We start from the raw sequence: 22,311 nt of genomic DNA on the forward strand, positions 1-22,311 counted from the left end.
TTCACGTCCGGGCCCTTGCCGGCGGCGATGTCSACGATCACCGAGCCCGGCTTCATCGACTTGACCATGTCCTCGGTGATGAGCGTGGGCGCGGCGCGCCCCGGGATCAGCGCGGTGCTGATCACGACGTCGGCCAGCGCCACGCGCTTGGCGACCTCGACCTGCTGCCTCGCCAGCCAGCTCGCGGGCATCGGCTTGGCGTAGCCGCCGACACCGACCGCGGCTTCGCGCTCCTCGTCGGTGTCGTAGGACACCTCGATGAACTTGCCGCCCAGCGACTCGATCTGCTCCTTGACCGAAGGTCGAACGTCCGACGCCTCGATCACCGCGCCCAGGCGCTTGGCGGTGGCGATGGCCTGCAGGCCGGCCACGCCGACACCGAGGATGACGACCCGGGCGGCCTTCACGGTGCCGGCCGCGGTCATCAGCATCGGGAAGAAGCGCTGGTACTTGTCGGCGGCGATCATGACGGCCTTGTAGCCGGCGATGTTGGCCTGCGACGACAGCACGTCCATGCTCTGCGCGCGCGTGGTGCGCGGAGCGGCCTCGAGCGCGAAGGCGGTCAGGCCTGCTGTCGCCAGGCGCTGCAGACCGGCGGCATCGAAGGGGTTGAGCATGCCGATGACGACGGTGCCCGGTTTCATGAGCGCGATTTCGGGGTCGTTGGGCGAGCGCACCTTGAGCACGATGTCGGCACCGAAGGCGCCCGCGGCATCGGTGATCTCGGCGCCGGCGGCCTGGTAGGCGGCGTCGGTGACGCTGGCGGCCACGCCGGCGCCCGTTTGCACCCGCACCACATGGCCTTGGGCCACCAGCTTCTTCGCGGTCTCCGGGGTGACGGCGACGCGGGCTTCGCCGGACGCAGTTTCGAGCGGCACGCCTATCAGCATGGACTTCTCCTCAGGGCATATTTGGAATTCGCGCGAGCTTACCCGAAGACGCAAGCTGGAAGTTGTCCCCCAGGTGCCGACGCCATCACTGCCCTTCGACCATTCGGCCTGCCCGGCCTGCTATCAAATCAATAGCGCCCCGGATCCGAAGCAGCTAGGTACACTTTTCCCGGGTGAGCGGCGCAAAGACGCCGGCATCGAAACGAAGAGACACAGGGGGATGGAATGCGTATAGCGGCACTCGATGACGAGGCGCATCAGCTCGAGCTGATCGCCACACGGTGGAGGTCATAGACCACGAGTGTCATGGCTATGTCGACGGTAAGTCCCTGCTGCGCGACCTGCACCACGAAACCTACGATCTGCTGGTCCTCGATTGGGGACTGCCCGACATCGAGGGCCCGCGCGTGGTCCGATGGATTCGCGAGGACCTCGGCAATCCGCTTCCCATTCTCTTCGTCACGCACAGGAGAGAGGAAAAGGACCTGGTCGAATGCGGGCCCGCTGGCGGAAGCGCCCTGCCTGGCCTCCGCCGGGCTCGGAGCTGCGCTGCGGCATCGCGGCGGAGGGCGATCGATGGTGCGTCTTGGTGCACGACCCGAACCCCGAGCCGGTGGCCGAGCTACATTGCCGGCAGGCCCGCATCGTGGCGCAGCGCCATGGCGGATCGATCGAGTTCGAGCGGGGCCGGCGGCGGCTGCAGCGTCAGGCTGCTGCTCCCGAATGCGGCCGCGGAACCCGAATCGCACGAGGACCCATGAGCATGGACACGCGCTGGAAACCCAATGTCACGGTGGCGGCCTTGATCGAGCGGCAAGGCCGCTACCTGCTGGTCGAGGAAGAGACCGCGGATGGCCTGCGCCTGAACACGCCGGCCGGCCACCTCGACCCCGGCGAATCGCCCGCCGACGGCTGCATCCGCGAAACGCTCGAAGAAACCGCCCACCACTTCACGCCCACCGCCCTGGTCGGCATCTACCTGGCGCGCACCCGGCAGCCCGAGGACATCACCTACCTGCGCTTCGCCTTCACCGGCACGCTCGGTGCCTTCGAGCCGGCGCGGGCGCTCGACCAGGGCATCGTGCGCACGCTCTGGCTGACGGTCGACGAGATCCGCGCCAGCACGGTGCGGCATCGCAGCCCGCTGCTGCTGCAAGGCGTGGAAGACCACCTGGCCGGCAGGCGCTATCCGCTGGAGCTGGTGCGGGTCGATCCGTCGCTCAAGCGCTGACGTTGGCGATTACGCCGCCCCCGAGGCAGACCTCGCCGTCGTACAGCACGGCCGACTGCCCGGGCGTCACCGCCCACTGGGGCTCATCGAAATCGAGGCGGAAGGCGCCGTTGGCACCCTCGCCCAGCCGGCAGGACGCATCCACCTGGCGGTAGCGCGACTTGGCGGCCAGCGGGCCGGCGGCCGGGGCGCTGCCCGCCACCCAGCTCGCATCGTCGGCCTCGAGCGTCGGCGACAGCAGCCACGGATGGTCGTGGCCCTGCACCACCCACAGCGTGTTGTTGGCGACGTCCTTGCGCGCCACGAACCACGGCGCATGGTCGCCGGCGCCGCGCTGCGCGCCCTTGGCCTTGATGCCGCCGATGCCGAGCCCCTGGCGCTGGCCCAGCGTGTAGAAGCTCAGGCCCTGGTGCTCGCCGATCTTGCGGCCGCGCTCGTCGCGGATCGGGCCCGGCTCCTTCGAGATGTAGCGGTTGAGGAACTCGCGGAAGGGCCGCTCGCCGATGAAGCAGATGCCGGTGGAGTCCTTCTTCTTCGCGTTCGGCAGGCCGATCTCGTCGGCGATGCGCCGCACCTCGGTCTTGTGCAGCTCGCCGACCGGGAACAGCGTCTTCGACAGCTGCTGCTGGTTCAGGCGATGCAGGAAGTAGCTCTGGTCCTTGGCCGGGTCGAGGCCCTTGAGCAGCTCGTGCAGGCCGCTGGCCGCGTTGAGCCGCACCCGCGCGTAGTGGCCGGTCGCTATCTTTTCAGCCCCGAGCCGCATCGCGTGATCGAGGAAGGCCTTGAACTTGATCTCGGCGTTGCACAGCACGTCCGGGTTCGGCGTGCGGCCGGCCTGGTATTCGCGCAGGAACTCGGCGAACACGCGGTCCTTGTAGTCGGGGGCGAAGTTGACATGCTCGATCTCGATGCCCAGCACGTCGGCCACGCTGGCGGCGTCGACGAAGTCGATGTTCGACGAGCAGTATTCGCTGTCGTCGTCGTCTTCCCAGTTCTTCATGAAGATGCCGACCACCTCGTGGCCCTGCCGCTTCAGCAGGTGCGCCGTGACCGCGGAGTCGACTCCGCCGCTCAGGCCCACCACGATGCGCTGCTTTTTCATAGGGCTGGGATTGTCCCAGGACCGGCAAGCCGGTGCCCGGGGACGGGAATCAGCGTGGCGAGGGCTGGTCGCGCAGTTCGGCCAGGATCTCGTAGGAGCGCAGCCGCGCCTCGTGATCGAAGACCTGCGAGGTGATCATCAGTTCGTCGGCACCGGTGCGCTCGACGAAAGCCTCGATGCCGGCGCGCACCGTGTCGCGCGATCCCACGGCGGAACACGACAACACAGATTCGAGCAGGGCGTTCTCGGCCGGCCCGACCTTCTGCCGGTAGCCCGCGACCGGCGGCGGCAGACGGCCGGGCCGGCCGCTGCGCAGGTTCACGAAGGCCTGCTGCCAGGAGGTGGCGCGGAACTGGGCTTCCTCGTCGGTCTCGGCCGCGAAGACGTTGAAGCCCAGCATCACGTAAGGCTTAGCCAGCTGCGCCGAAGGCTTGAAGGTCTCGCGGTAGATGCGGATCGCCTGCATCAGCTGCTGCGGCGCGAAGTGCGAGGCGAAGGCGTAGGGCAGGCCCAGGTGGGCCGCGAGCTGGGCGCCGAAGGTGCTGGAGCCGAGGATCCACACCGGCACCTCGAGGCCCCGGCCGGGCACCGCGAGCACCGGCTGGCGCGGCTCCTTCGACATGAAGTCCATCAGCTCGACCACGTCCTGCGGGAACTGGTCGGAATCGGATTGGAGGTCGCGCCGCAGCGCCTGCGCGGTGCGCTGGTCGGAGCCCGGCGCGCGGCCCAGGCCGAGGTCGATGCGGCCCGGGTACAAGGACTCCAGGGTGCCGAACTGCTCCGCGATCACCAGCGGGGAGTGGTTCGGAAGCATCACGCCGCCGGCGCCGATGCGAATGGTCGAGGTGCCGGCGCCGATGTGGGCCAGTAGCACCGCGGTGGCCGCGCTCGCGATGCCCGGCATGCCGTGGTGCTCGGCCAGCCAGTAGCGCCGGTAGCCCAGCTTCTCGCCGTGCCGTGCCAGCGACAGCGAATTGCGGAAGGACTGCGCGGGGTCGCTGCCCTCGGTGACGGGGGAGAGATCGAGGATGGAAAACGGAATCATGCTGCTATCTTGGCCCGGATCGGGCGCATTCAAGCCGCGAAGGGCAATTGGCCCGACTCCGGATAGGCTTGCGGCCATGAGATGGCATCATTTCGCTTCCCGCATGCTTGGCTTGGCGCTGGCGCTGGCCTTGGGCGCCTGCGGCTCACTGCCGACGAATGTCGAGCGCTCAGTGTCGATGAGCCTGCCGGCCGCGCCCGCGCAGAGCCCGCTGGCGCGGCTGGCCGCCAGCGAGCTTCCGGCCGGCGCCCAGTCGGGCTTCCGGCTGCTGCCACTCGGCGCCTACGGGCTCGATGCCCGGCTAGCACTGATAGGCCGCGCCACGCGCACGCTGGACCTGCAGGTCTACATCATGGAGAACGACGAGTCTGGCCTGGCGGTGTTCGCGGCGCTGCGCGATGCGGCCCTGCGCGGCGTCCGCGTGCGGCTCCTGCTCGACGATTTCAACAGCGCCGGCGCCGAGCCCCTGCTGCAGGCGCTGGTCGGCGTGCCGAATTTCGAGATCCGGCTGTTCAACCCGTTCTGCTGCGCTCGCCAGAGCCTGGCCAGCCGCATCGCCGGCTCGCTCGGCGATCTGACGCGGCTCGACCACCGGATGCACAACAAGCTGATGATCGCCGATGGCGCGCTGGCGATCGTCGGCGGACGCAACATCGCCGACGCGTACTTCGGCCGCCATGCAGTGGCGAACTTCATCGACCTCGACGCCGTCGCCGCCGGGCGCGTGGTGCCGCAGCTGGGCGTGCTCTTCGATCGCTACTGGAACAGCGAGGAATCCTATCCGGCCGAGGCGCTGGTCCGCCCGCCGGCCGCGGGGTCCGACCGATCGGCCGCGCTGGCCCGGCTGCTGCCCCCGGAGGCGAGCCGGATCGACCTCGCGCTGCCCCCCACGGACCTGCTGGGCCGCGAGCCGGTCGGCAAGGAACTGGCGGCCGATCGCTTGAGCCTGCTGCCCGGCCTGGCCTATGCCGTCGCCGACCTGCCGTCGAAACGCCTGCAGATCGGGGACGAGCTCGAGGCCCACAGCCTGATGACCGGCGCGGTCAGCCAGATGCTCGGCACCCGCAGCGAGCTGGTGGTGAGCTCGCCCTACCTGGTGCCGGGCACGCGCGGCATGGCGGTGCTGCACAGCCTGCAGCGCAAGGGCGTCGACATGACGCTCGTGACCAATTCGCTGTCGGCCAACGACTCGGCCCTGGTCTACATCGGCTATGCGCGCTATCGGCTGCCGATCCTGCGCGCCAGCGTCAAGCTGTACGAGGTCAGCGCCGAGCCTTCGGCGAGCGCGAGCCGCCCCTTCTTCAGTGGCTCGTCACGCGGACGTCTGCATGCGAAGCTGGTGGTGATCGACCAGCAGGTGGTGCTGCTCGGGTCGCTCAATCTCGACCCGCGCTCGGCCCGCCGCAACACCGAGCTCGGCGTCGCCATCGACAGCCCGGCGCTCGCCAGGGAGGCGCTGCGCCTGCTCGAGGCCATGAAGAGCGAGGCCTACGGCGTGCGGCTGGAGTCGGAAGGCAGCGCGCTGTCCTGGGTGTGGTCCGGCGAAGACGACGAGCAGGCCGTCGACACCGAACCAGGGGTCTCGCCATGGAACGCACTGCAGCGGATGCTGCTGCAGCCGCTGGTGCCCGAGGACCTGCTGTAGGGCCTGGCCCGGCAGGCCCCGCGAGGCTCAGGCCAGGGCCTTGGCCTTGAGGCGCTCGAACTCTTCCTGCGTGATGGTGCCGGCGTCGAGCAGCGCCTTGGCGTCCGCGATGTGTTCGGCCGGCGATTTGCCCGCCACTTCGCGGATGTAGGCGTCGGTGTCGGACTTGGCGCGCTGCAGGCTGGCGCGCTGGCGCTCCGCCATGCCGCGGCCGCGGGTGATGATGTAGATGATGGCCGTCACGCCCGGGATAATGACCAGCCCGATGATCCACAGCACTTTGGACCCGCCGCCCAGCTCCGAATCACGGAACAGGTCGCCGATGATCTGGAACAGGATGAGGAGGTAGACGATGAGGACGAAGGTCGACAGCAGGAGTTGGATCAGGTCCCAAAAATTGCTCATACGAATCTTTCTAGCTGTTGAAAAATCGAGGAAGGGGGGCGCCGCTCAGGGCCGCCGCGTCGCGCCGTGCGCCATCGAGCGCAGCAGGCTCAACACGAAACCGCCGGTGAACATGCCGAGCACGTAGATCAGCAGCACCAGCACCGAGATCGGCAGCGTGATGCTCATCGAGAACAGCGAGACGGTCGCCGACTCCAGGTTCTGGACCTTGAACAGCACGACGATGCCGGCCAGGATCACGATCAGCGCGATGTAGACGTAGCGATGCATGAGGCTCTCTCCTTTCGCGAAATGACTGCGTGATGATTGCTCATCCGGCGGGTCCGCGCTGGCCCGGCGGCCGCATCGGCGGTGGCGGTGGCGGGCGGAAGGACGGCGATCCCCAGTTCGACCACTGGTTGTGGTTCACGTCCCAGGGCCGCCCGCGGTAGCGTTGGTCCCAGTAGCTCGGCACCGAGAAGTTGACGATCGGTGCGCGCCGGGCTGAGTTCCGGCGCGGACGTTGACCGACTGCAGGGTTGAGGCCGACCGCTGGGCCAGCACCGGCAGTGACAGCAGCAGCGAAAGCGCAGGGAGGCGTCGGCAGAAGAAGGAGGGCGTTGGCATGGGCATCCTCCGCTAGACCGTGATCGCGCCGAAGACGATCCGCTCGGGCTCGGTGAAGGTCCGTTCCTTCTGCTCGCTTCTGCTCGCGGCGGGCGAGGAAATAGAGCACGGTGCCCGGCGCGTAGAGGATCGCCGAGAGCAGCAGGAACGTCAGTCCACCCGCATAGATCATGCCGGCCGCATCGAGCGTCGCGATCGCGCCGCGCACCCCGTCGCTGGTGCGGCTGCCTTCGCTCTGCTCGTAGGTCTTGCCGGTCCATGCGAGCTTGAGCCCGTAGGCGGCGACCAGCAGATACGGAATCAGCGTCATCGAACGGGTCATCTTCAGCGCCCGCGTGAAGGCGTACTCGGCGAACCAGGTGACGAGCACGATGTTGGTGAGCCACAGCGCGGCGGCCGGCACCTGGTTGGGGTTCTCGCGGGCGAGAAAGCTCGGGCGGACCTGGCTCGCCAGGCTGCGTTCTTCGCCGCCCCAGAAGTTCCAGGCAAAGATGTCGGCCTTGAAGCCGGCGATCGCGACCACCAGGAAGACCGCGATCGGCACGATCTTGGCGATGGTGTTGAGCAGCCGCCGCCTCCTTGACGCCGCGCAGCACCAGCACGTGCACGCCCCAGAGGATCACCGAGGCGGAGAGGATCGCCACCGCGGTCGAGCCGTCGCCGAAGACCGGGAAGAACTGTCCCAGCGTGGCCTTGATGAGCACCAGGCGGGCGACGTCGGCCAGGCAGCAGCCGATCCAGTAGCCCACTGCGGAGGCGAAGCCCAGGTAGTTGCCGAAGCCGGCCTTGGCATAGGCGTAGATGCCAGTGTCGAGGTCGGGCCGGCGCCGCGACAGGGTCTGGAACACCAGCGCGAGCATCAGCATGCCGGTGCCTGCGATGGCCCAGGCAACCAGCGCGCCGAGGCCGCCGGTGGACCGGCCGAAAGCCGAGGGCAGCGCGAAGATGCCCGAGCCGATCATGCATCCAACCACCAACGCGGTGAGCGCGCCGCGGGAGAGCTTCTGGTCTTGCGATGTGGTCATGCAGGATCAGTGAAGGAGGGCCAAGGCGATCGTGCATCCCCCGGAATTCTTGTTTTCATGTGTTCTTGTCGACGGTTCTCGCGCATCGGCCGTGTCCATGGAGCGCGGGGTGCAAACGAGCATCAGTTGCTCGCGACTCTTTGTCAAGGGTGACTTCTGGCGTCGCGCGCGGCGCTGGATTTTCGGATTTGATGGCCGCATGATCGTTCGCTCGAGCGTCTCGTCCTGCAGGTCGAGGATCGCCCTCGCAAGAATCATCCGACGAAAGGACTGCCATGACATCGATCCACGGTTGCTGTGCTGCCGACGATGGCGAAGCTTCGACGAGCCGCAGCGGGCGGCGCGCCTGGTTGAAGTTCGGGGCCGGAACCGGCGCCGCCGTGCTGATGGCCGGTGTCGGCCTGCGCGCGGAAGACGCCGAGGCGGCCTCGCTGAGCCAGGCCCAGCGCGATGCGATGACCCCCGATGCGGTCATCGAGATGATGAAGAAGGGGAACCAGCGCTTTCGCGCCGGCAGGTTGCAGACGCACGACTACCTGGCGCAGAAACGCTCCAGCGCCTCGGGCCAGTATCCGGCCGCAGTGATACTGAGCTGCATCGACTCGCGCGTGCCGGCCGAGATCCTGCTCGACATGGGGATCGGCGACACCTTCAACGCACGCATCGCCGGCAACATCGCCAACAAGGACCTGATGGGCAGCCTGGAGTTCGCGTGCGCGGCCGCCGGCGCCAAGGTGGTGCTGGTGATGGGGCACACCGCCTGCGGCGCGATCAAGGGCGCCATCGACAACGTGCAGCTCGGCAATCTGACCGGACTGCTCGACACCATCAAGCCAGCCATCGCCGCGACCACCTATGCGGGCGAGCGCACCAGCAAGAACCCGGCCTTCGTCGATGCCGTGGCGAAGGCTAACGTGCAATTGACGATCGACACGCTGCGCAGCGGCAGTCCGGTCCTCGCCGACCTGGAGAAGAAGGGGCAGATCAAGATCGTCGGGTCGATGTACGACCTGTCGAACGGTGTTGTGACCTTCCTGGGCTAGGGCCTGGCAGCAGTCGCGGGCGCTTGCACCGCGACCGGAATGTCAAAGCACTTCGAATGCGCAACTCGACGCGCGCTCTTGTCCTTGCGTGCTCATCACCCGCGCCGCCCCCGGCGGCTCAGCCGACAACCCTTTCCGACGATCCTCGGCAGCCACGGGTTAACCCTGCGGCCCACCTTCTTGCTCAATCTCAAAATTGAGACTAGTATCGAAACATGCACTGAAGCACAGTGTTTCGCGATGGCCCTCAAGCCATCGATCCCGTTAGCCATCACGGCGCAGGACCCGCGCCGGACAGGAGACATCGACGTGGAAGCAACAGCGACCCCCGCGGCAGGCGCCGCACGGAACATCGAGCACGAGGACAAGGTCACCGGCTACGGCTGGAAGGCCCTGGCCGGCTCGGCCATCGGCTACGCCATGGACGGCTTCGACCTGCTGATCCTCGGCTTCATGCTGCCGGCGATCTCTGCGGAGCTTCATCTGACCCCGGGCCAGGCAGGCTCCCTGGTCACCTGGACGCTGATCGGCGCGGTGGCCGGCGGCATCATCTTCGGCTCGCTCAGCGATCACTACGGCCGCATTCGCGTACTGACCTGGACCATCGTCCTGTTCGCGCTCTTCACCGGCCTGTGCGCCTTTTCACAAGGCTATTGGGACCTGCTCGCCTATCGAACCATCGCCGGCATCGGCCTCGGCGGCGAATTCGGCATCGGCATGGCGCTGGCAGCGGAAGCCTGGCCCGCCAGGCATCGGGCGCGCGTCTCTTCCTATGTCGCGCTCGGCTGGCAGACCGGGGTCCTGGGCGCCGCCCTGCTGACGCCGCTGCTGCTGCCGACGATCGGCTGGCGAGGGATGTTCCTCGTCGGCGTGCTCCCCGCCATCGTGGCCTGGGTGATCCGCAACCGGCTGCACGAACCCGAAGTGTTCGTCCGCAAGGCCAAGACCAGGGGCTCGAAGTCGAAGGCCTTCAGGCTGCTCGTCAAGGACGCCCGCACGACCCGCACCAGTCTCGGCATCGTGATCCTGTGCGCGGTCCAGAACTTCGGCTACTACGGGATCATGATCTGGATGCCCAGCTTCCTCGCGAACAAGCTCAGCTTCAACCTGACGAAGTCCGCGATGTGGACCTCCGTGACCATCCTCGGGATGATGGCCGGCATCTTCGTCTTCGGCCAGCTGGCCGATCGCATCGGCCGCAAGCCGAGCTTCCTGCTGTTCCAGGCCGGCGCCGTCGTGATGGTGCTTCTCTATGCCCAGTTGTCGGACCCGGTCTCGATGCTGTGGGCCGGCGCACTGCTCGGCATGTTCGTGAACGGCATGCTCGGCGGCTATGGCGCCCTGATGTCGGAGGCCTATCCGACCGAGGCACGTGCCACGGCGCAGAACGTCCTGTTCAACATCGGCCGCGGGATCGGCGGCTTCGGACCGGTCGTGGTCGGCGCACTGGCCGCCGCCTACTCCTTCCAGGTCGCCATCGCGCTCCTGGCCGCGATCTACGTCCTGGACATGCTCGCCACGGTGTTCCTGATTCCCGAGCTCAAGGGCAAGGAACTCGAGTAATTTCACACGCAGCAGCGACCGCACAACCGATCTTTTTCGAATCGGAGAACGTCATGAGCGCCACATCATGTTTCCAGCGCAACGCCGCGAGCGTGGCCTCGCATCGATGCGAGGTCGCCGAGCACCGGTGGGTCAACGACCGCTACAAGTACCTGCGGCTCAGCGCCAAGGCGGACCTTGCGGGAAGCACGAAGCCCGGGCAGTTCTACCAGCTCAAATGCCCGTCGACCGATGCGCTCCACCCCTTCCTGCTGCGCCCGATGAGCGTCTACGGTGTCGGCCCCGAAGCCGGCACCATCGAGTTCCTCTACAACGTGACCGGCGTCGGGACCCGCGCCCTCTCCGCGCTCGAGGCCGGTGACCGCATGGACATCGTGGGTCCGCTCGGCAACACCTTCGTCCTCGATCCCGGAATCCAGCGAATTCTCGTGGTCGCTCGAGGTGTCGGCCTGGCCACCATGGCGCCCCTGCTCCAGCACGCCGCCCAGTCCGGCATCGAGATCACCGCGATCATGTCCGCAAGGGCTCCCAAGGACCTCATGCGCAACGAGTTCCTTCGCGGCGTCGAAGCCGACGTGCACTGCGTCTACGACAGCGACGGCAGTTCTTCGGTCGAAGGTGTGGACGCCCTGGTGCGCCGGCTGCTGGACGCGCAGCACCATGACGTCGTCTACACCTGCGGCTCGCACCGCATCCTGATGCTGCTTCAGCAGCTGCTGCGGGACTATCCCCGGACCCGCGGCGAGGTCGCCATGGAGCAACGCATGGCATGCGGCATGGGCGTCTGTCTTTCCTGCGTACGCCTGTTCGACAAGGACGGCGACAAGCAATTCCTTCGCGTCTGCCGCGAAGGCCCCGTATTCCCCATTTGCGACGTCGTCGGGGAGGTGGAATTTGGCTGATCTGAACGTCAGGGTCGGAGAACTTGAGCTCCGCAACCCGGTGATGCCCGCCTCGGGGTGCTTCGCCATCGAATATAGCGAGGCCCTGGATTTCAACAAGCTGGGTGCCCTCGTGATCAAGAGCGTGTCGCCGAAAAGCCGGGCCGGCAACCCGACGCCGAGGGTGACCGAAGCCTGCAGCGGGATGCTGAATTCGATCGGCATTCCCAGCAAGGGCCTGGACCACTACCGCCGCGAGGTGCTGCCGCCCTACACCTGCTTCGACACGCCGGTGGTGGTATCGATCTCGGCCGACACGGTGGGCGAATTCGCCGATGCGGTGTCGCAGATGTCGCTGCCCGAAGTGGCGGTGATCGAGGCCAATATCTCGTGCCCCAATCTCGAGGCCGACGGCATGGCCTTCGCCATGACGCCGGAGACCACGTACCAGGTGGTGCGCGCGATCCGCAGGCGCACCACGCATGCGCTCTGGGCCAAGCTCACACCCAACGCCTCGCACATCGCCGCCGTCGCGAAGGCCGCGGAAGAAGCAGGCGCCGATGCGCTCGTCATGGGGAACACCGTTCTGGGCATGTCGATCGACGTGCGCACCCGCAAACCCAAACTGGGCAATGTCATGGGCGGCCTGTCGGGGCCGGCGATCAAGCCGATCGCGCTGCGCATGGTGCACCAGTGCTATCGCAGCGTCCGGATTCCGATCATTGGCTGCGGCGGCATCTGCAGCGCCGACGATGCGGTGGAGTACATGCTCGCCGGCGCCAGCGCCGTGCAGGTCGGCACGGCGTCCTTCCTCGACCCGGGCGCGATGCAGAAGATCATCGACGGACTGGCTGCCTACTGCCGGGAGATGGGGGTCGCGCACATCCGCGATCTCACGGGCCAGGTCAAGCTCGACCGCCAACTGTCGGATCGCTGGCTGCGATTTGCGCAACAGTCGGGCTGAAGCCATGGACCTGTCCCCACTCAGGCCACTGGCCGAGAAGCTCTTCGCCGATGTTCGCGAGCTTTCGTTCGACGGCGTCGGCGTGACCCGCGAGAGCTATGGCCGCGGCGAAACGGCGGCGGCCGACTACCTGCGGCAGTTCGCCCTGGCCGAAGGCCTGGACGTGGCGGCCGACAAGGCCGCCAACCTCGTGTTCCGGCTGGCGGAAACACCGCCCGATGCGCCGGTCGCATGGACGGGTTCCCACATCGATTCCGTGCCGCAGGGAGGGAACTTCGATGGGTTGGCGGGCGTGGTCGCCGGATTGCTGTGCCTGCTTGCGCAAAAGCAAGAGGCCCATCGGCCCAGGCTGCCGCTCGAAGTGATTGCCTTCCGTGGCGAGGAAAGCGCCTGGTTCGGCAAGGCCTACATGGGCTCCGGCGCCCTGTTCGGCAAGGTGAGCGAAGCCGACCTCGAATTGAGGCAGCGCAGCACCGGCGAAACGATGGCCGAATGCATGCGCAAGGCAGGCGCCGATGTCGAGGCGATCCGGGCTCAGCAGATCCTCTTCGACAAGGCGCGAGTCAAGGCCTACATCGAACTGCACATCGAGCAAGGGCCGGTGATGATCGCCCGCCAGCTGCCGCTCGCGGTTGTCTCCGGCATCCGGGGCAATGTCCGGCACAACCACATCGTCTGCCATGGCGATGCGCAGCATTCAGGCGTGGTGCCGCGTTGGCTGCGACATGATGCGATGTTCGCGGTGGCCGACCTCATCATGCGCATCGACGAGCACTGGCGGGTTCTGCTGGAGCGCGGTACGGATCTGGTCGTGACGGCCGGCATCGTCAACACCGATCCGGCCGAACACTCCATCTCCCGCATCCCGGGCCGGGTGAGCTTCAGTCTCGAGGCGCGCAGCAAGAGCAACGACACCCTCGAGGCGTTCTACCAATTGATGCGCGCCGAATGTGCGGCGATCGGCCTCGAGCGCGGCGTGCGCTTCGAATTCGACCGCCGGCTTCTCAGCGATCCCGCCACGATGGACGACCGGATCTGCGGTCTGCTGTCGAAGGCTTGCGCGGACCAGAACGCAGCGTTCGAAGTGATTCCCAGTGGTGCAGGGCACGACGCGTCGCTGTTCGCCAATGCGGGCATTCCGAGCGGCATGCTGTTCGTGCGCAATCAGAACGGTTCCCACAACCCCCACGAAGCGATGGAGATCGACGATTTCATGCTCGGCGTCCAGGCCATGAACCATGCATTCAACCAGTTGAGCTGAGCTTGCGCACATGATCCAGAGCATCACATTGCGACGCCCCGACGACTGGCACCTTCACCTGCGCGATGGCGAAGTGCTCAAGACCGTGCTGAGGCACACGAGCGCGCAGTTCGCGCGCGCCATCGTGATGCCCAACCTGAAGCCCCCGGTCACGACGACCGCCATGGCGCGTGCCTACCGCGAACGCATCCTCGCCGCCTTGGACCCCGGCGTTCGGTTCACGCCGTTGATGACGGCCTATCTTAGCGACGACACACCGGCCGATGAGCTGCGGCGCGGCTTCGACGAAGGCGTCTTCACCGCGGCCAAGCTGTACCCGGCGGGCGCCACCACGCACGCCGAGTTCGGCGTCACGTCCACGGCCAAGGTGGTCAAGGCCCTGGAAGCTATGCAGGCGATTGGAATGCCTTTGCTCGTTCATGGCGAAAGCACCGACCCCGAGGTGGATGTGTTCGATCGCGAAGCGGTCTTCATCGACACGACGCTGCGGCCCTTGCTGAGGGACTTCCCTGCCCTGAAGATCGTGATGGAGCACATCACGACCGAGCAGGCTGCACAGTTCGTTGCCGGCGACAACAGTGGGCGGCTCGGAGCGACCATCACGCCCCAGCATCTGATGTTCAACCGGAACGCCATCTTTTCGGGTGGCATTCGGCCGCACTACTACTGTCTTCCAGTGCTCAAGCGCGAACGCCACCGACTGGCACTGCGCCGGGCCGCCACTTCGGGCGATCCGAGCTTCTTCCTCGGCACCGACTCGGCGCCTCACCTGCGATCGCGGAAGGAAGCCGGCTGCGGCTGCGCCGGGATCTTCAATGCCCCGACGGCTTTGCAAAGCTATTGCACGGTGTTCGACGAGGAGGGCGCGCTCGACCGTTTCGAGGCCTTTGCCAGCTCGAATGGCCCGCAGTTTTACGGCCTGCCGCCCAACGAAGGCACCGTCACCCTGCAGAGGTCCGGCTTCCAGGTGCCGGCGGACATCGCCCTGCCCGGTGGGGGCACGATCCACCCCTTCCTGGGCGGAGTAGCCTTGCCATGGGCGATCGTGCGACACCGCGCAGCATAGGACACCCCGCATGCTGTTCGATTCACTGGTTTCGCCTATAGTCTCTTTTTCGATCCAAAATGTGGAAAACGAGATGGAAGCCGCGAGCCAGACATTCAAATCATCGATCGACTACGTGGCCCTGGGCAACCGCCTGCGCGCTTACCGGATTGGCGCCTCGCTGCTCGCGGAAGACGTGGCCGAGCAACTCGGCGTCTCGCGCGCGGTGGTCTATCGCCTCGAAAAGGGCGAGATCGTCAAGATCGAAACCCTGGAGCGGCTCGCGCATCTGCTCAACACCTCCGTCGCCTCGCTGCTGGGCGTGGAGGTCGAGTACTACCCGACGGCATTGGGGCTCTTCGAACGCATGCGCCAACTCGAAGAATCATCCGATCGCATCCTGGCGCATTTCGAGCCCATCTCGCTGCTCCTGACATCCGACGCGTACCTGCCGCTGCTGCGTGAAATGCTGGCAGAGGCGTCGCCCAAAGGCGCGGGAAAAGGCCCGAGTTCGGCCGACATCGACAAGATGCTCGAGATCATGCAGGAGCGACGCGCATTCTTCCAGCGCCGGCGACCCCACATCGTCAGCCTCATTGGCCTGCGTGAACTGGAGCGGTTCGTGGACACGGGTCTGGTCGGACGCGTCGATCTTCCCGAGGCGCTTCGGGCCGCTCGTCGACTGGCGGCACGCCGCGAGGTCGAGCGGATTGCCAGGCTCATGGAAAGCGAGCCGATCGACGTCCAGATCGGCCTGATCGATGACGCCATGCCCGCATCGACGTTCCAGGTGTTCTCGGGACGTGAAAGCACCGTTCTGGCCGTCAGCCCCTTCCGGCTCGGCGAGCTTCCCAACGTCAGGAACGGCATTGCCACCGTGACCGCATCGCCGGAAGCCGTGCGGATGTACGAAACCATGATCGGCAGGCTCTGGAAAGCTGCCTACAAGGGCAAGTCGGGCGCCCAGCATCTGCGCAAGCTTCTCGAACGAATTCACTAGATCTCATTGGAGCGATGTTGACCACCCGAATTCCAAACAAGCTGGCCCGAAGCGTCGCCGGAAAGCTGATCGACGCCGGGTGTGTCAGCGTCCGCACCGACGAGCCCTTCCGGCTCCCCTCCGGCTGGGCCAGCCCGGTCTACATGGACTGTCGCCGACTGATTTCCTTTCCTGCGTTTCGACGCGAACTGGTCGGCCACGCTGTCGAACTGCTGAAGGCTCGCGGCTGCGTCGAGGGCCTGGCCTCGGTGGTCGGCGCGGAGTCGAGCGGGATTGCCCTGGCGGCGTGGATCGCCGAGTCTTTGGACCTGCCGCTCGCGTACGTCCGCAAGCGGCCGGCAGGCAAGAGCCAGATCGAGGGCGTGATCCATCCCGGCGACAAGGTGCTGCTGATCGACGACCTGATGGCGGCCGGCCATTCGAAGGCGGGGTTCTGCAGTGCGTTGACCTCGGTCGGGGCGCAGATGGCGGATGTCTTCGTGATCTTCGACTATGGGTGCTTTCCGACCGGGCCATTGCTGGCGTCGTTCGGCATCGAGGTCCATGCCTTGGCCACCTGGCACGACGTGCTGCGCGCCGCCGAAGAACGAGGAAATCTTGAATGGATCCGTGAGTTGCAGGAATTTCTCGACGATCCGCCTGCGTGGTCGCAAGCGCATGGCGGTCGGGGCGCAGATTCACGAGGTCAGAACGCGTTGAAGGAGAGCAAGCAATGAATTTCAAGGATATCGCCGAGCGTTTCGAGCGCGCGGAGTCGGGCACCGACGCCTTCAAGGTCTTCTACAAGGACGCCTTCGAACTGATGAAGAGCGACCCCGAGAACGCAGCGCTGTATTTCGTCGTGGCCGTGGCCGGGCAATCGTACGTGCGAACCTACGAGGACCAGGGCGTGACGGCCGAATTCGCCGACGAGGCCAAGGCCACGCTCGCGGCCTTCAATGCCAAGCTGATCCGCGCCCTGGTGTCGGAACCGGCCATTCGACTGCGCCTGCTGGGCGAGGTCGCGACCGACTACGAGTGGAACATCGCCAGCTACTAGCTGCCGATGGCTGCGGTGGACCGGATCGCCGGTTCTCGCAAGGACGCGCGCGCGCAGGCCAGGAACGGTTCGATCAGCGGACTGTCCCAATCGCTGCGCCAGCAGGCCGCGATGTCCATCCTGGCATCGACGTTGCGGAAGGGCCTGAACACCACGCCGGGGGGCCGGCCGATCTGGGCGCAGGCGGGCAGGATCGCCACGCCCTTGCCTGCCAGGACAAGCGCCAATGCCGAGACCATCGTCTCGACCCGCTGCGCGATCGGCATGCTGACAGCGTGCCGCCGCAGCATCGACGCGACGACCGATTTGTCGACATCGCCCTCGGGCAGGGGCAGCCCGATGCGCGCGAGGCCCGAGAGGCGCGCCAACGGAATGCTGGCCAGTCGCGCCAGCGGTGAATCGGTGCGCACCGCAAGCATCAACGGCTGGCTGCCGATGCGCTCGACCGCAATGCCCTCCTGCGCAATGGGAGGAATGCAGATCGCCACCGACACGTCCGAGTCGGCGAGGGCCGAGACGTTGTTGACGGCGTTCAGCTCCACATACTGGATCTCCACCTCCGGCAACGTAAGCCGCAGCTCGTTTTCAAGCCGCGGCAACACCAGGTAGGACAGCACGATCATGGTGCCGACCGTGAGCCGGCCCCGGCTGCCCGAGCCGACGGCGCGCGCCGCGTCGAAGCCTTCGTTGGCCAGAAGCAATGCCTCTTTCGCGCGCCGGAACAGCGCATTGCCCGCATCGGTGATTTCCATGCCGTGCGCCGCCCTGCGAAACAGCGGTGTGCCCACCGCCGCCTCCAGGTTCTTGATGTGAACCGACAGCGGCGGCTGTGCCATGTTGAGCCGTCGCGCTGCCTTGCCGACGCTGCGTTCCTCGGCGACGGCCACGAAATAGCGAAGGGTTCGGAGGTCGGGTGTAGCCATACGCTGTGCATATGCCTTTTCAAGAAAACAGTATTGGACGCCATGTGGCGGCGCATCAATCATTTGCGCATGAAAAATTTTCCCGTCCTTCCCAAGTCCGAGATCTGCGAGATGCCTGCAACGAGCCTGCGCATGCGGGTCGCGCAGCGCGAGCTCTCGCCGGTGGAAATCGTGGAAGAGGTGCTGCGCCGCGCGGATGCGCTGCAGCCGCACCTGAACTGCTTCATCACGCTGTGCCATGAGCAGGCCCTGCAACAGGCCAGGGAAGCTGAACAGGCGCTCATGCGCGGCGAGGCCCCGGGCCTGCTGCACGGCCTGCCCTTCACGGTGAAGGACATCGTCGACACCGCCGACGTGCGGACCACCTACGGTTCCCTGCTGCACCGCGACCACGTGCCCACGAAAGACGCGTTGGCCGTGGCGCGTATGCGCGAGGCCGGCGCCATCCTCATCGGCAAGACCACCTCGTCCGAATTCGGCGCCAAGTGCATGACCGATGCGCCGCTGTTCGGCAGCACCCGCAACGCGTGGAGCGCGTCGCGCACCAGCGGCGGCTCCAGCGGCGGCGCGGCATCGTCGATGGCGGCGGGTATCGCGCCGCTTGCCATCGCGACCGACGGTGGCGGCTCGACGCGCATTCCCGCCGCGTGCAACGGCGTGGTCGGCCTGAAGCAGAGTCTGGGCGTGGTGCCCCACAGCCAGGTGCAGGACGCGTTCAGCAACTACACCTACGTGACGCCCACCACGCGCAACGTGGCCGACACGGCACTCATGCTGCAGGCCATGACCGGCGCACATGGGTCGGACCCCTGGTCGCTGGGTGTGCCGGCCCAGCGCTACTTCGACGCCCTGCAAGCCGGCGGCGACCTTCGCGGCAAGCGCATCCTTTTCTGCGCTGCGCCCGCAGGGCGGCCGATCGCCGCGGACGTTGCATCCGCCTTCGAGGCCGCTCTCGCAACCCTGGCGTCGATGGGTGCCGAGCTGCAGCCGATGTCCGGCGAAGGCTTCGACGTCGAGCCCGTGTGGCGCGTGATCAACCACACCAGCTGGCGCGGCCGCTTCGCCCCCTTGGCCGAGGCGCACGGCGACCAGATGAGCCCGTCGCTGCTGCAGCAACTGGCGCTGGCCGAGCATGTGGACGGCGTTGCGTTCCAGCAGGCCATGTTCGCGCGGACTGCGTTGTTTCGCGACATCCAGGCGCGCTTGGAGACGCACGACTTCATCTTCACGCCCACCCTTTCGCGCACGGCCCTGCCGATCGACCAGGACCTGTTCGGCAGCATCGAGATCGACGGCAGGGAATATGCCGAGGTGCGCGCGAACTGGTTCCCCTGGACCATGCCGTTCAACCTGACCGGCCACCCCGCCATCAGCCTGCCCTGCGGCGCGGACCGCGACGGCCTGCCCATCGGCATGCAGCTCGTCGGCCGCTTCCGCGAAGACGCGCAGCTGCTGCAGGCCGCCGCTTCATTCGAAGCCGCGCACCGGCCGGCGAACCCGCTGCCCGTCGTGGCCTTCTGAGTTCGTCGCCTTCTTCTCTTCCAATTCTTTCAACTCGCAGGTAGCCACCATGACCTCGTTCCTGAAGACACTCATGCTCGGCGCGTCGATCGCGCTGGCCGGCGCCGCCGCGCACGCCGACAACGCGCCGATCCGCCTCGTCATCGGTTTTCCGGCGGGCGGCGCGCTCGACAACCTGGCGCGTTCGATCGCCGAAGAATTGCGCGTCTCGCTCAAGGAACCCGTTCTGGTGGACAACCGCCCCGGTGCGTCCACGCGCATTGCCATCGAGGTCGTGAAGACCGCGCGGCCCGACGGCCGCACCATCCTCATCGGCGCGACGCCGCCCTTCGTGCTGTTTCCGATGACCTATGCGCGGCTGAACTACGACGTCGACAAGGACTTCATTCCCGTCGCGCACCTGGCCAGCGTGCCCAGCGTCGTCTCCGCCGGCGCGGACCAGCCGTACAAGTCGATTCCCGAATACGTCGCCTGGATCAGGAAGAACCCCGCGCAAGGCAGCGTGGGCATGACCAACCTCGGCGGCGGCCTGCACTTCAGCGTGCTGCAACTGTCGAAGGCCATCGGCGTGCCGCTCACGGCCGTCACCTACCGAGGCGGCGCGCCGCTGGCGACGGACATCATCGGCGACCACGTGCCGATCGGCACCGACGCACTGGCCAGCCAGCTGGAGCTGCACCGCTCCGGCAAGCTGCGCATCCTGGGCGTCGCAGGGACGAAGCGGCTGAGTTGGCTGCCCGATGTGCCGACCCTCAAGGAGGCCGGCTACGACGCCTTCGACCGCGCCAACGCGTCCTATGCCGCCTTCGTGCCGGCGGGCACGCCGAAGGAGCTTGTCGCGAAGCTGGAGACGGCCTTCCTGGCCGCGGTGCGCAGCGCGCAAGTGCGCGGCCAGCTCGACCGCGTGGGGCTCGATGCGACCGGGCTGCCCGGCGCCGAAGTGACGCGCATCATGAACGAAGACCGCGAGTATTGGCGCCCCCTCGTCAAGGCTTCGGGCTTCAAGAGCGAAGAGTGAAGCGGTGACGGGGGACGAAGAAAGGGCCGGATGGGCGGTGCTCGTTGTCGCCAGCCTGGGTGCGGCGCTGTGCTTCCTGAACCTCAGCGCGCTCAACGTGGCGCTGCCCGCCGTTGCGCGCAGCCTGCACGCTTCGCCATCGCAGGCGAGCTGGATCCTGCTGTCCTACATGCTGGTCAGCACCGTCTGCATCCTGAGCTTCGGAAGGCTGGCCGATCTGTGGGGGCGGCGGCAACTCTTCCTCGCGGGATTGGTCCTCTTCGTGATCGCATGTGCGGCCTGTGCGGTCGCGACAAGCGTCGGCGCGATGCTGGTCTTTCGCGTCTGCCAGGCCGTGGGTGCGGCCGGCATCATGGCCAACTCCAGCGCATTGGTCGGCGATGCGTTCGGCCGGCAAAAGGTGGGACTCGCGCTCGGCGTGCTCGCCATGGTGGCCGCCCTGGCGCAGGTCGTGGGGCCGCTGGCCGGCGGCTTCGTCGTGTCTTGGTGGGGCTGGCGCGTTCTCTTTATGCTGAACGTCCCGATCGGGCTTTGCGTGCTGGCTGGGTCGTTGCAGCTCCTGCCGAAGAGCGCGGCGGCCAAGGCCGAGCGCTTCGACCTGGCCGGCGCCGTGCTGTCGCTCGCCGGGATCGGCGGCGTGACCTATGCGCTCACGATGGTGGGGACGCGCGGCTGGACGAGCACGCCCGTGTGGGCCTTCATGCTCGCCGGTCTTTGCGCCATCCTCGTGTTCGCCGGCGTGCAACAGCGCGTGGCGAGCCCCTTGGTCGACCCGGCGCTGTTCAGGGATCCGAGGCGTCGCATCGCATACGCAGGCATCCTGCTGCTGTCGATGTCGCAAGCCGCGCCCCTGCTGCTCGTGGCCCTGTATCTCCAGGCCTGCACGGGCCTGGCACCGTCGGAGGCGGGCCTGCGCATCGCGCCGGTCGCGCTGGGGATGTTGATGGCCGCTCCGGCGGCCGGCAGCCTGATGCGGCGCGTCACGCCCGACGTCATCTGTGTCGGAGGCATGCTGCTCGCCGGAGGCGCGCTGGCACTGTTGGCGGCCGTGCTGCAACCGGCCATCGGTGCCGGGCAACTAGCCGTCTGCCTGTGGATGCTGGGCCTGGGCATCGGGAGCTTCGTGACACCGAACAACGCGTCGCTTCTCCAGAGCGTGGTGCCGCAGCGGCGGGGTATCGCGAACGGCGTCCGCTCGACGCTGCAGAACACCGGGATCATGGCGGGAACGGCGCTCACGTTGAGCGTGGCGCTGGCCAATCTGCCCTACAGCTCGCAGCTCATGATCCTCGGAAATGGCGGTTCAGGCCTCTCGGGCTTCGATGTCGCCGCATTCACTCAGGGTGCAAGAGCTGCTTTCGCAATGCTCGCATCCCTGTGCTTCGTGGGTGCAGCCCTGATTGCGAAGAATTGCCGCACGCCCCAGGTGGAGCAACCCGTCTGAGGCGGGCGGGCTTTCAACCGGGTCTAGAACGGTTATGCAGAAGAAATCGGTGTCAACAAGCGTTGCTCTCCAATGAGAACTGCGTGCAGGATGCGCGACGGCTGTCAACTTTGTAAACATACTCCCCCGGTTTCCGCTTTTTTGTTTACTTTTTTGGAAGGGGGGTGCAGGGGGGAACCGGCCCGCCTGTGGATAACTTTGCCGTCCGCCTGAGGCGCAAGGCTGTAGAGCGCTTCTTGCATGCTCCTCGCGGGCAGCAGTCCGTCGAAACGCTGTGCCAGCATCGACTTGCCGAGCAGGACGTGGGCGCGCCCTCGCCGTAGTCGACTTGCATCTCCCCGCCGGGCAGGAACACCCGACGATCGAATTGCTCAGGCTGGCGCTGGCGAAGTCGCGCGACGAAGCGGTTGATCGAGCCGTACGCGCCGGCGAAGCCGAATTGGTCGACGAGGTCCTGGTAGATGGCCACGGCATTGGGCCGCAGACGCAGCTGCGCTTCGATGAACGGCCGGTGTGGCTCGCATGCCGACGCCGCGCCGGCTGCCGCCGCCGGTGGCCGGGGTTGGGAAATTTGCGTCGCCGACCCGGTGGCCACCCCCGGGGGAATTCGGTGCGGCCCCGGCGAAGCGCTTCTGGTAGGGGCCGAGATGGCATGGACAC

The 22,311-nt window shown here is 66.8% G+C and carries 24 protein-coding genes and 2 pseudogenes; 16 read left to right on the forward strand and 10 right to left on the reverse strand.

Annotated features, from left to right (window positions below):
- Together AC1DY5_RS01325 and AC1DY5_RS01330 are read right to left on the reverse strand one after the other, a co-directional pair.
- Positions 1–890 (reverse strand): NAD(P) transhydrogenase subunit alpha (locus tag AC1DY5_RS01325; RefSeq protein WP_478107620.1); only part of this gene is annotated, 890 nt, incomplete at its 3' end.
- Between the two features lie 257 nt (positions 891–1,147).
- The gene (locus AC1DY5_RS01330) at positions 1,148–1,357 is read right to left on the reverse strand and encodes a hypothetical protein (RefSeq protein ID WP_478107708.1); all 210 of its coding nucleotides are present in this window, start codon (positions 1,355–1,357) and stop codon (positions 1,148–1,150) included.
- Between AC1DY5_RS01330 and AC1DY5_RS01335 the strand changes: the two genes are divergently transcribed.
- Positions 1,256–1,651, forward strand: coding sequence for a response regulator (locus AC1DY5_RS01335; protein ID WP_478107700.1), 396 nt, complete (start codon positions 1,256–1,258; stop codon positions 1,649–1,651). The two genes, AC1DY5_RS01330 and AC1DY5_RS01335, sit on opposite strands and share 102 nt — an antisense overlap.
- A gap of 2 nt (positions 1,652–1,653) precedes the next feature.
- Positions 1,654–2,121, forward strand: a complete 468-nt coding sequence (locus AC1DY5_RS01340) for an NUDIX hydrolase (protein WP_478107702.1) — start codon at positions 1,654–1,656, stop codon at positions 2,119–2,121.
- Here AC1DY5_RS01340 and mnmA read toward each other — a convergent pair.
- Both mnmA and AC1DY5_RS01350 read right to left on the reverse strand, forming a co-directional pair.
- Complete coding sequence (gene mnmA / locus AC1DY5_RS01345) at positions 2,111–3,223, reverse strand: tRNA 2-thiouridine(34) synthase MnmA (RefSeq protein WP_478107622.1); 1,113 nt, start codon at positions 3,221–3,223, stop codon at positions 2,111–2,113. The two genes, AC1DY5_RS01340 and mnmA, sit on opposite strands and share 11 nt — an antisense overlap.
- A 49-nt stretch (positions 3,224–3,272) precedes the next feature.
- On the reverse strand, positions 3,273–4,268 hold the full coding sequence (locus AC1DY5_RS01350; RefSeq protein WP_478107624.1) for an LLM class flavin-dependent oxidoreductase: 996 nt from the start codon (positions 4,266–4,268) through the stop codon (positions 3,273–3,275).
- Between the two features lie 103 nt (positions 4,269–4,371).
- Here AC1DY5_RS01350 and AC1DY5_RS01355 point away from each other — a divergent pair, with 103 nt between their 5' ends.
- Complete coding sequence (locus AC1DY5_RS01355; RefSeq protein WP_478107626.1) at positions 4,372–5,913, forward strand: phospholipase D-like domain-containing protein; 1,542 nt, start codon at positions 4,372–4,374, stop codon at positions 5,911–5,913.
- A gap of 27 nt (positions 5,914–5,940) precedes the next feature.
- Here the strand turns inward: AC1DY5_RS01355 and AC1DY5_RS01360 are convergent, their stop codons facing one another.
- The 4 genes and pseudogenes from AC1DY5_RS01360 to AC1DY5_RS01375 all read right to left on the reverse strand — a co-directional run.
- Positions 5,941–6,318: an SHOCT domain-containing protein gene (locus tag AC1DY5_RS01360; protein WP_478107628.1), complete on the reverse strand. Its 378-nt coding sequence runs from the start codon at positions 6,316–6,318 to the stop codon at positions 5,941–5,943.
- 45 nt (positions 6,319–6,363) lie between these two features.
- A complete protein-coding gene (locus AC1DY5_RS01365) occupies positions 6,364–6,588 on the reverse strand; it encodes a LapA family protein (RefSeq protein WP_478107630.1) in 225 nt (74 codons plus the stop codon).
- A 40-nt stretch (positions 6,589–6,628) separates the two neighbouring features.
- Positions 6,629–7,468 carry a hypothetical protein gene (locus tag AC1DY5_RS01370; RefSeq protein WP_478107710.1) on the reverse strand — a complete coding sequence of 280 codons (840 nt, stop codon included), beginning with the start codon at positions 7,466–7,468 and terminating at the stop codon, positions 6,629–6,631.
- A gap of 76 nt (positions 7,469–7,544) precedes the next feature.
- Positions 7,545–7,871: pseudogene (locus AC1DY5_RS01375) on the reverse strand (amino acid permease); the annotation flags it as partial.
- Here AC1DY5_RS01375 and AC1DY5_RS01380 point away from each other — a divergent pair.
- From AC1DY5_RS01380 to AC1DY5_RS01425, 10 genes are all read left to right on the forward strand, one after another.
- Positions 7,789–7,962, forward strand: coding sequence for a hypothetical protein (locus tag AC1DY5_RS01380; RefSeq protein ID WP_478107712.1), 174 nt, complete (start codon positions 7,789–7,791; stop codon positions 7,960–7,962). The pseudogene AC1DY5_RS01375 and the gene AC1DY5_RS01380 sit on opposite strands and share 83 nt — an antisense overlap.
- A 262-nt stretch (positions 7,963–8,224) precedes the next feature.
- Entirely contained in the window at positions 8,225–8,992 is a 768-nt protein-coding gene (locus AC1DY5_RS01385; RefSeq protein WP_478107632.1) for a carbonic anhydrase family protein, read from the forward strand.
- A 309-nt stretch (positions 8,993–9,301) separates the two neighbouring features.
- Positions 9,302–10,555, forward strand: a complete 1,254-nt coding sequence (locus tag AC1DY5_RS01390) for an MFS transporter (protein ID WP_478107634.1) — start codon at positions 9,302–9,304, stop codon at positions 10,553–10,555.
- 53 nt (positions 10,556–10,608) lie between these two features.
- Positions 10,609–11,457 carry a dihydroorotate dehydrogenase electron transfer subunit gene (locus AC1DY5_RS01395; protein ID WP_478107636.1) on the forward strand — a complete coding sequence of 283 codons (849 nt, stop codon included), beginning with the start codon at positions 10,609–10,611 and terminating at the stop codon, positions 11,455–11,457.
- Positions 11,450–12,400, forward strand: a complete 951-nt coding sequence (locus AC1DY5_RS01400) for a dihydroorotate dehydrogenase (protein WP_478107639.1) — start codon at positions 11,450–11,452, stop codon at positions 12,398–12,400. Before AC1DY5_RS01395 ends, AC1DY5_RS01400 begins: the two co-directional genes overlap by 8 nt.
- 4 nt (positions 12,401–12,404) lie before the next feature.
- Positions 12,405–13,661: a hydantoinase/carbamoylase family amidase gene (locus AC1DY5_RS01405; protein WP_478107641.1), complete on the forward strand. Its 1,257-nt coding sequence runs from the start codon at positions 12,405–12,407 to the stop codon at positions 13,659–13,661.
- A gap of 10 nt (positions 13,662–13,671) precedes the next feature.
- Positions 13,672–14,727 carry a dihydroorotase gene (pyrC, locus tag AC1DY5_RS01410; protein ID WP_478107643.1) on the forward strand — a complete coding sequence of 352 codons (1,056 nt, stop codon included), beginning with the start codon at positions 13,672–13,674 and terminating at the stop codon, positions 14,725–14,727.
- Between the two features lie 73 nt (positions 14,728–14,800).
- Positions 14,801–15,706 (forward strand): helix-turn-helix transcriptional regulator, encoded by a 906-nt coding sequence (locus AC1DY5_RS01415; protein ID WP_478107704.1) that lies wholly within the window; start codon positions 14,801–14,803, stop codon positions 15,704–15,706.
- Positions 15,707–15,720: 14 nt separating this feature from the next.
- The gene (locus AC1DY5_RS01420) at positions 15,721–16,422 is read left to right on the forward strand and encodes an orotate phosphoribosyltransferase (RefSeq protein ID WP_478107645.1); all 702 of its coding nucleotides are present in this window, start codon (positions 15,721–15,723) and stop codon (positions 16,420–16,422) included.
- Positions 16,419–16,745, forward strand: coding sequence for a hypothetical protein (locus tag AC1DY5_RS01425; RefSeq protein WP_478107647.1), 327 nt, complete (start codon positions 16,419–16,421; stop codon positions 16,743–16,745). Before AC1DY5_RS01420 ends, AC1DY5_RS01425 begins: the two co-directional genes overlap by 4 nt.
- Here AC1DY5_RS01425 and AC1DY5_RS01430 read toward each other — a convergent pair.
- Entirely contained in the window at positions 16,742–17,668 is a 927-nt protein-coding gene (locus AC1DY5_RS01430) for a LysR family transcriptional regulator (protein WP_478107649.1), read from the reverse strand. The two genes, AC1DY5_RS01425 and AC1DY5_RS01430, sit on opposite strands and share 4 nt — an antisense overlap.
- 69 nt (positions 17,669–17,737) lie before the next feature.
- Between AC1DY5_RS01430 and AC1DY5_RS01435 the strand changes: the two genes are divergently transcribed.
- Genes AC1DY5_RS01435 through AC1DY5_RS01445 form a run of 3 tightly spaced genes read left to right on the forward strand, consistent with a single transcriptional unit; the run spans position 17,738 to position 21,651 of the window.
- Entirely contained in the window at positions 17,738–19,189 is a 1,452-nt protein-coding gene (locus AC1DY5_RS01435) for an amidase (protein ID WP_478107651.1), read from the forward strand.
- A gap of 49 nt (positions 19,190–19,238) precedes the next feature.
- Positions 19,239–20,207 (forward strand): tripartite tricarboxylate transporter substrate-binding protein, encoded by a 969-nt coding sequence (locus AC1DY5_RS01440; protein ID WP_478107654.1) that lies wholly within the window; start codon positions 19,239–19,241, stop codon positions 20,205–20,207.
- 4 nt (positions 20,208–20,211) lie between these two features.
- Entirely contained in the window at positions 20,212–21,651 is a 1,440-nt protein-coding gene (locus AC1DY5_RS01445; protein WP_478107656.1) for an MFS transporter, read from the forward strand.
- 301 nt (positions 21,652–21,952) lie between these two features.
- Here AC1DY5_RS01445 and AC1DY5_RS01450 read toward each other — a convergent pair.
- A pseudogene (locus tag AC1DY5_RS01450) lies at positions 21,953–22,289 on the reverse strand (IS21 family transposase); the annotation flags it as partial.
- Positions 22,290–22,311 lie beyond the last annotated feature (22 nt).

Source organism: Variovorax sp. P4_D9 (assembly GCF_056401695.1).

Coding starts and splice junctions, on each gene's coding strand:
- AC1DY5_RS01340 (WP_478107702.1), top strand. CDS start 1,654: ATGGACACGCGCTGGAAACCCAATGTCACGGTGGCGGCCTTGATCGAG.
- mnmA (WP_478107622.1), bottom strand. CDS start 3,223: ATGAAAAAGCAGCGCATCGTGGTGGGCCTGAGCGGCGGAGTCGACTCC.
- AC1DY5_RS01350 (WP_478107624.1), bottom strand. CDS start 4,268: ATGATTCCGTTTTCCATCCTCGATCTCTCCCCCGTCACCGAGGGCAGC.
- AC1DY5_RS01355 (WP_478107626.1), top strand. CDS start 4,372: ATGCTTGGCTTGGCGCTGGCGCTGGCCTTGGGCGCCTGCGGCTCACTG.
- AC1DY5_RS01360 (WP_478107628.1), bottom strand. CDS start 6,318: ATGAGCAATTTTTGGGACCTGATCCAACTCCTGCTGTCGACCTTCGTC.
- AC1DY5_RS01365 (WP_478107630.1), bottom strand. CDS start 6,588: ATGCATCGCTACGTCTACATCGCGCTGATCGTGATCCTGGCCGGCATC.
- AC1DY5_RS01380 (WP_478107712.1), top strand. CDS start 7,789: ATGCCGGTGCCTGCGATGGCCCAGGCAACCAGCGCGCCGAGGCCGCCG.
- AC1DY5_RS01385 (WP_478107632.1), top strand. CDS start 8,225: ATGACATCGATCCACGGTTGCTGTGCTGCCGACGATGGCGAAGCTTCG.
- AC1DY5_RS01395 (WP_478107636.1), top strand. CDS start 10,609: ATGAGCGCCACATCATGTTTCCAGCGCAACGCCGCGAGCGTGGCCTCG.
- AC1DY5_RS01405 (WP_478107641.1), top strand. CDS start 12,405: ATGGACCTGTCCCCACTCAGGCCACTGGCCGAGAAGCTCTTCGCCGAT.
- pyrC (WP_478107643.1), top strand. CDS start 13,672: ATGATCCAGAGCATCACATTGCGACGCCCCGACGACTGGCACCTTCAC.
- AC1DY5_RS01415 (WP_478107704.1), top strand. CDS start 14,801: ATGGAAGCCGCGAGCCAGACATTCAAATCATCGATCGACTACGTGGCC.
- AC1DY5_RS01420 (WP_478107645.1), top strand. CDS start 15,721: ATGTTGACCACCCGAATTCCAAACAAGCTGGCCCGAAGCGTCGCCGGA.
- AC1DY5_RS01425 (WP_478107647.1), top strand. CDS start 16,419: ATGAATTTCAAGGATATCGCCGAGCGTTTCGAGCGCGCGGAGTCGGGC.
- AC1DY5_RS01430 (WP_478107649.1), bottom strand. CDS start 17,668: ATGGCTACACCCGACCTCCGAACCCTTCGCTATTTCGTGGCCGTCGCC.
- AC1DY5_RS01435 (WP_478107651.1), top strand. CDS start 17,738: ATGAAAAATTTTCCCGTCCTTCCCAAGTCCGAGATCTGCGAGATGCCT.
- AC1DY5_RS01440 (WP_478107654.1), top strand. CDS start 19,239: ATGACCTCGTTCCTGAAGACACTCATGCTCGGCGCGTCGATCGCGCTG.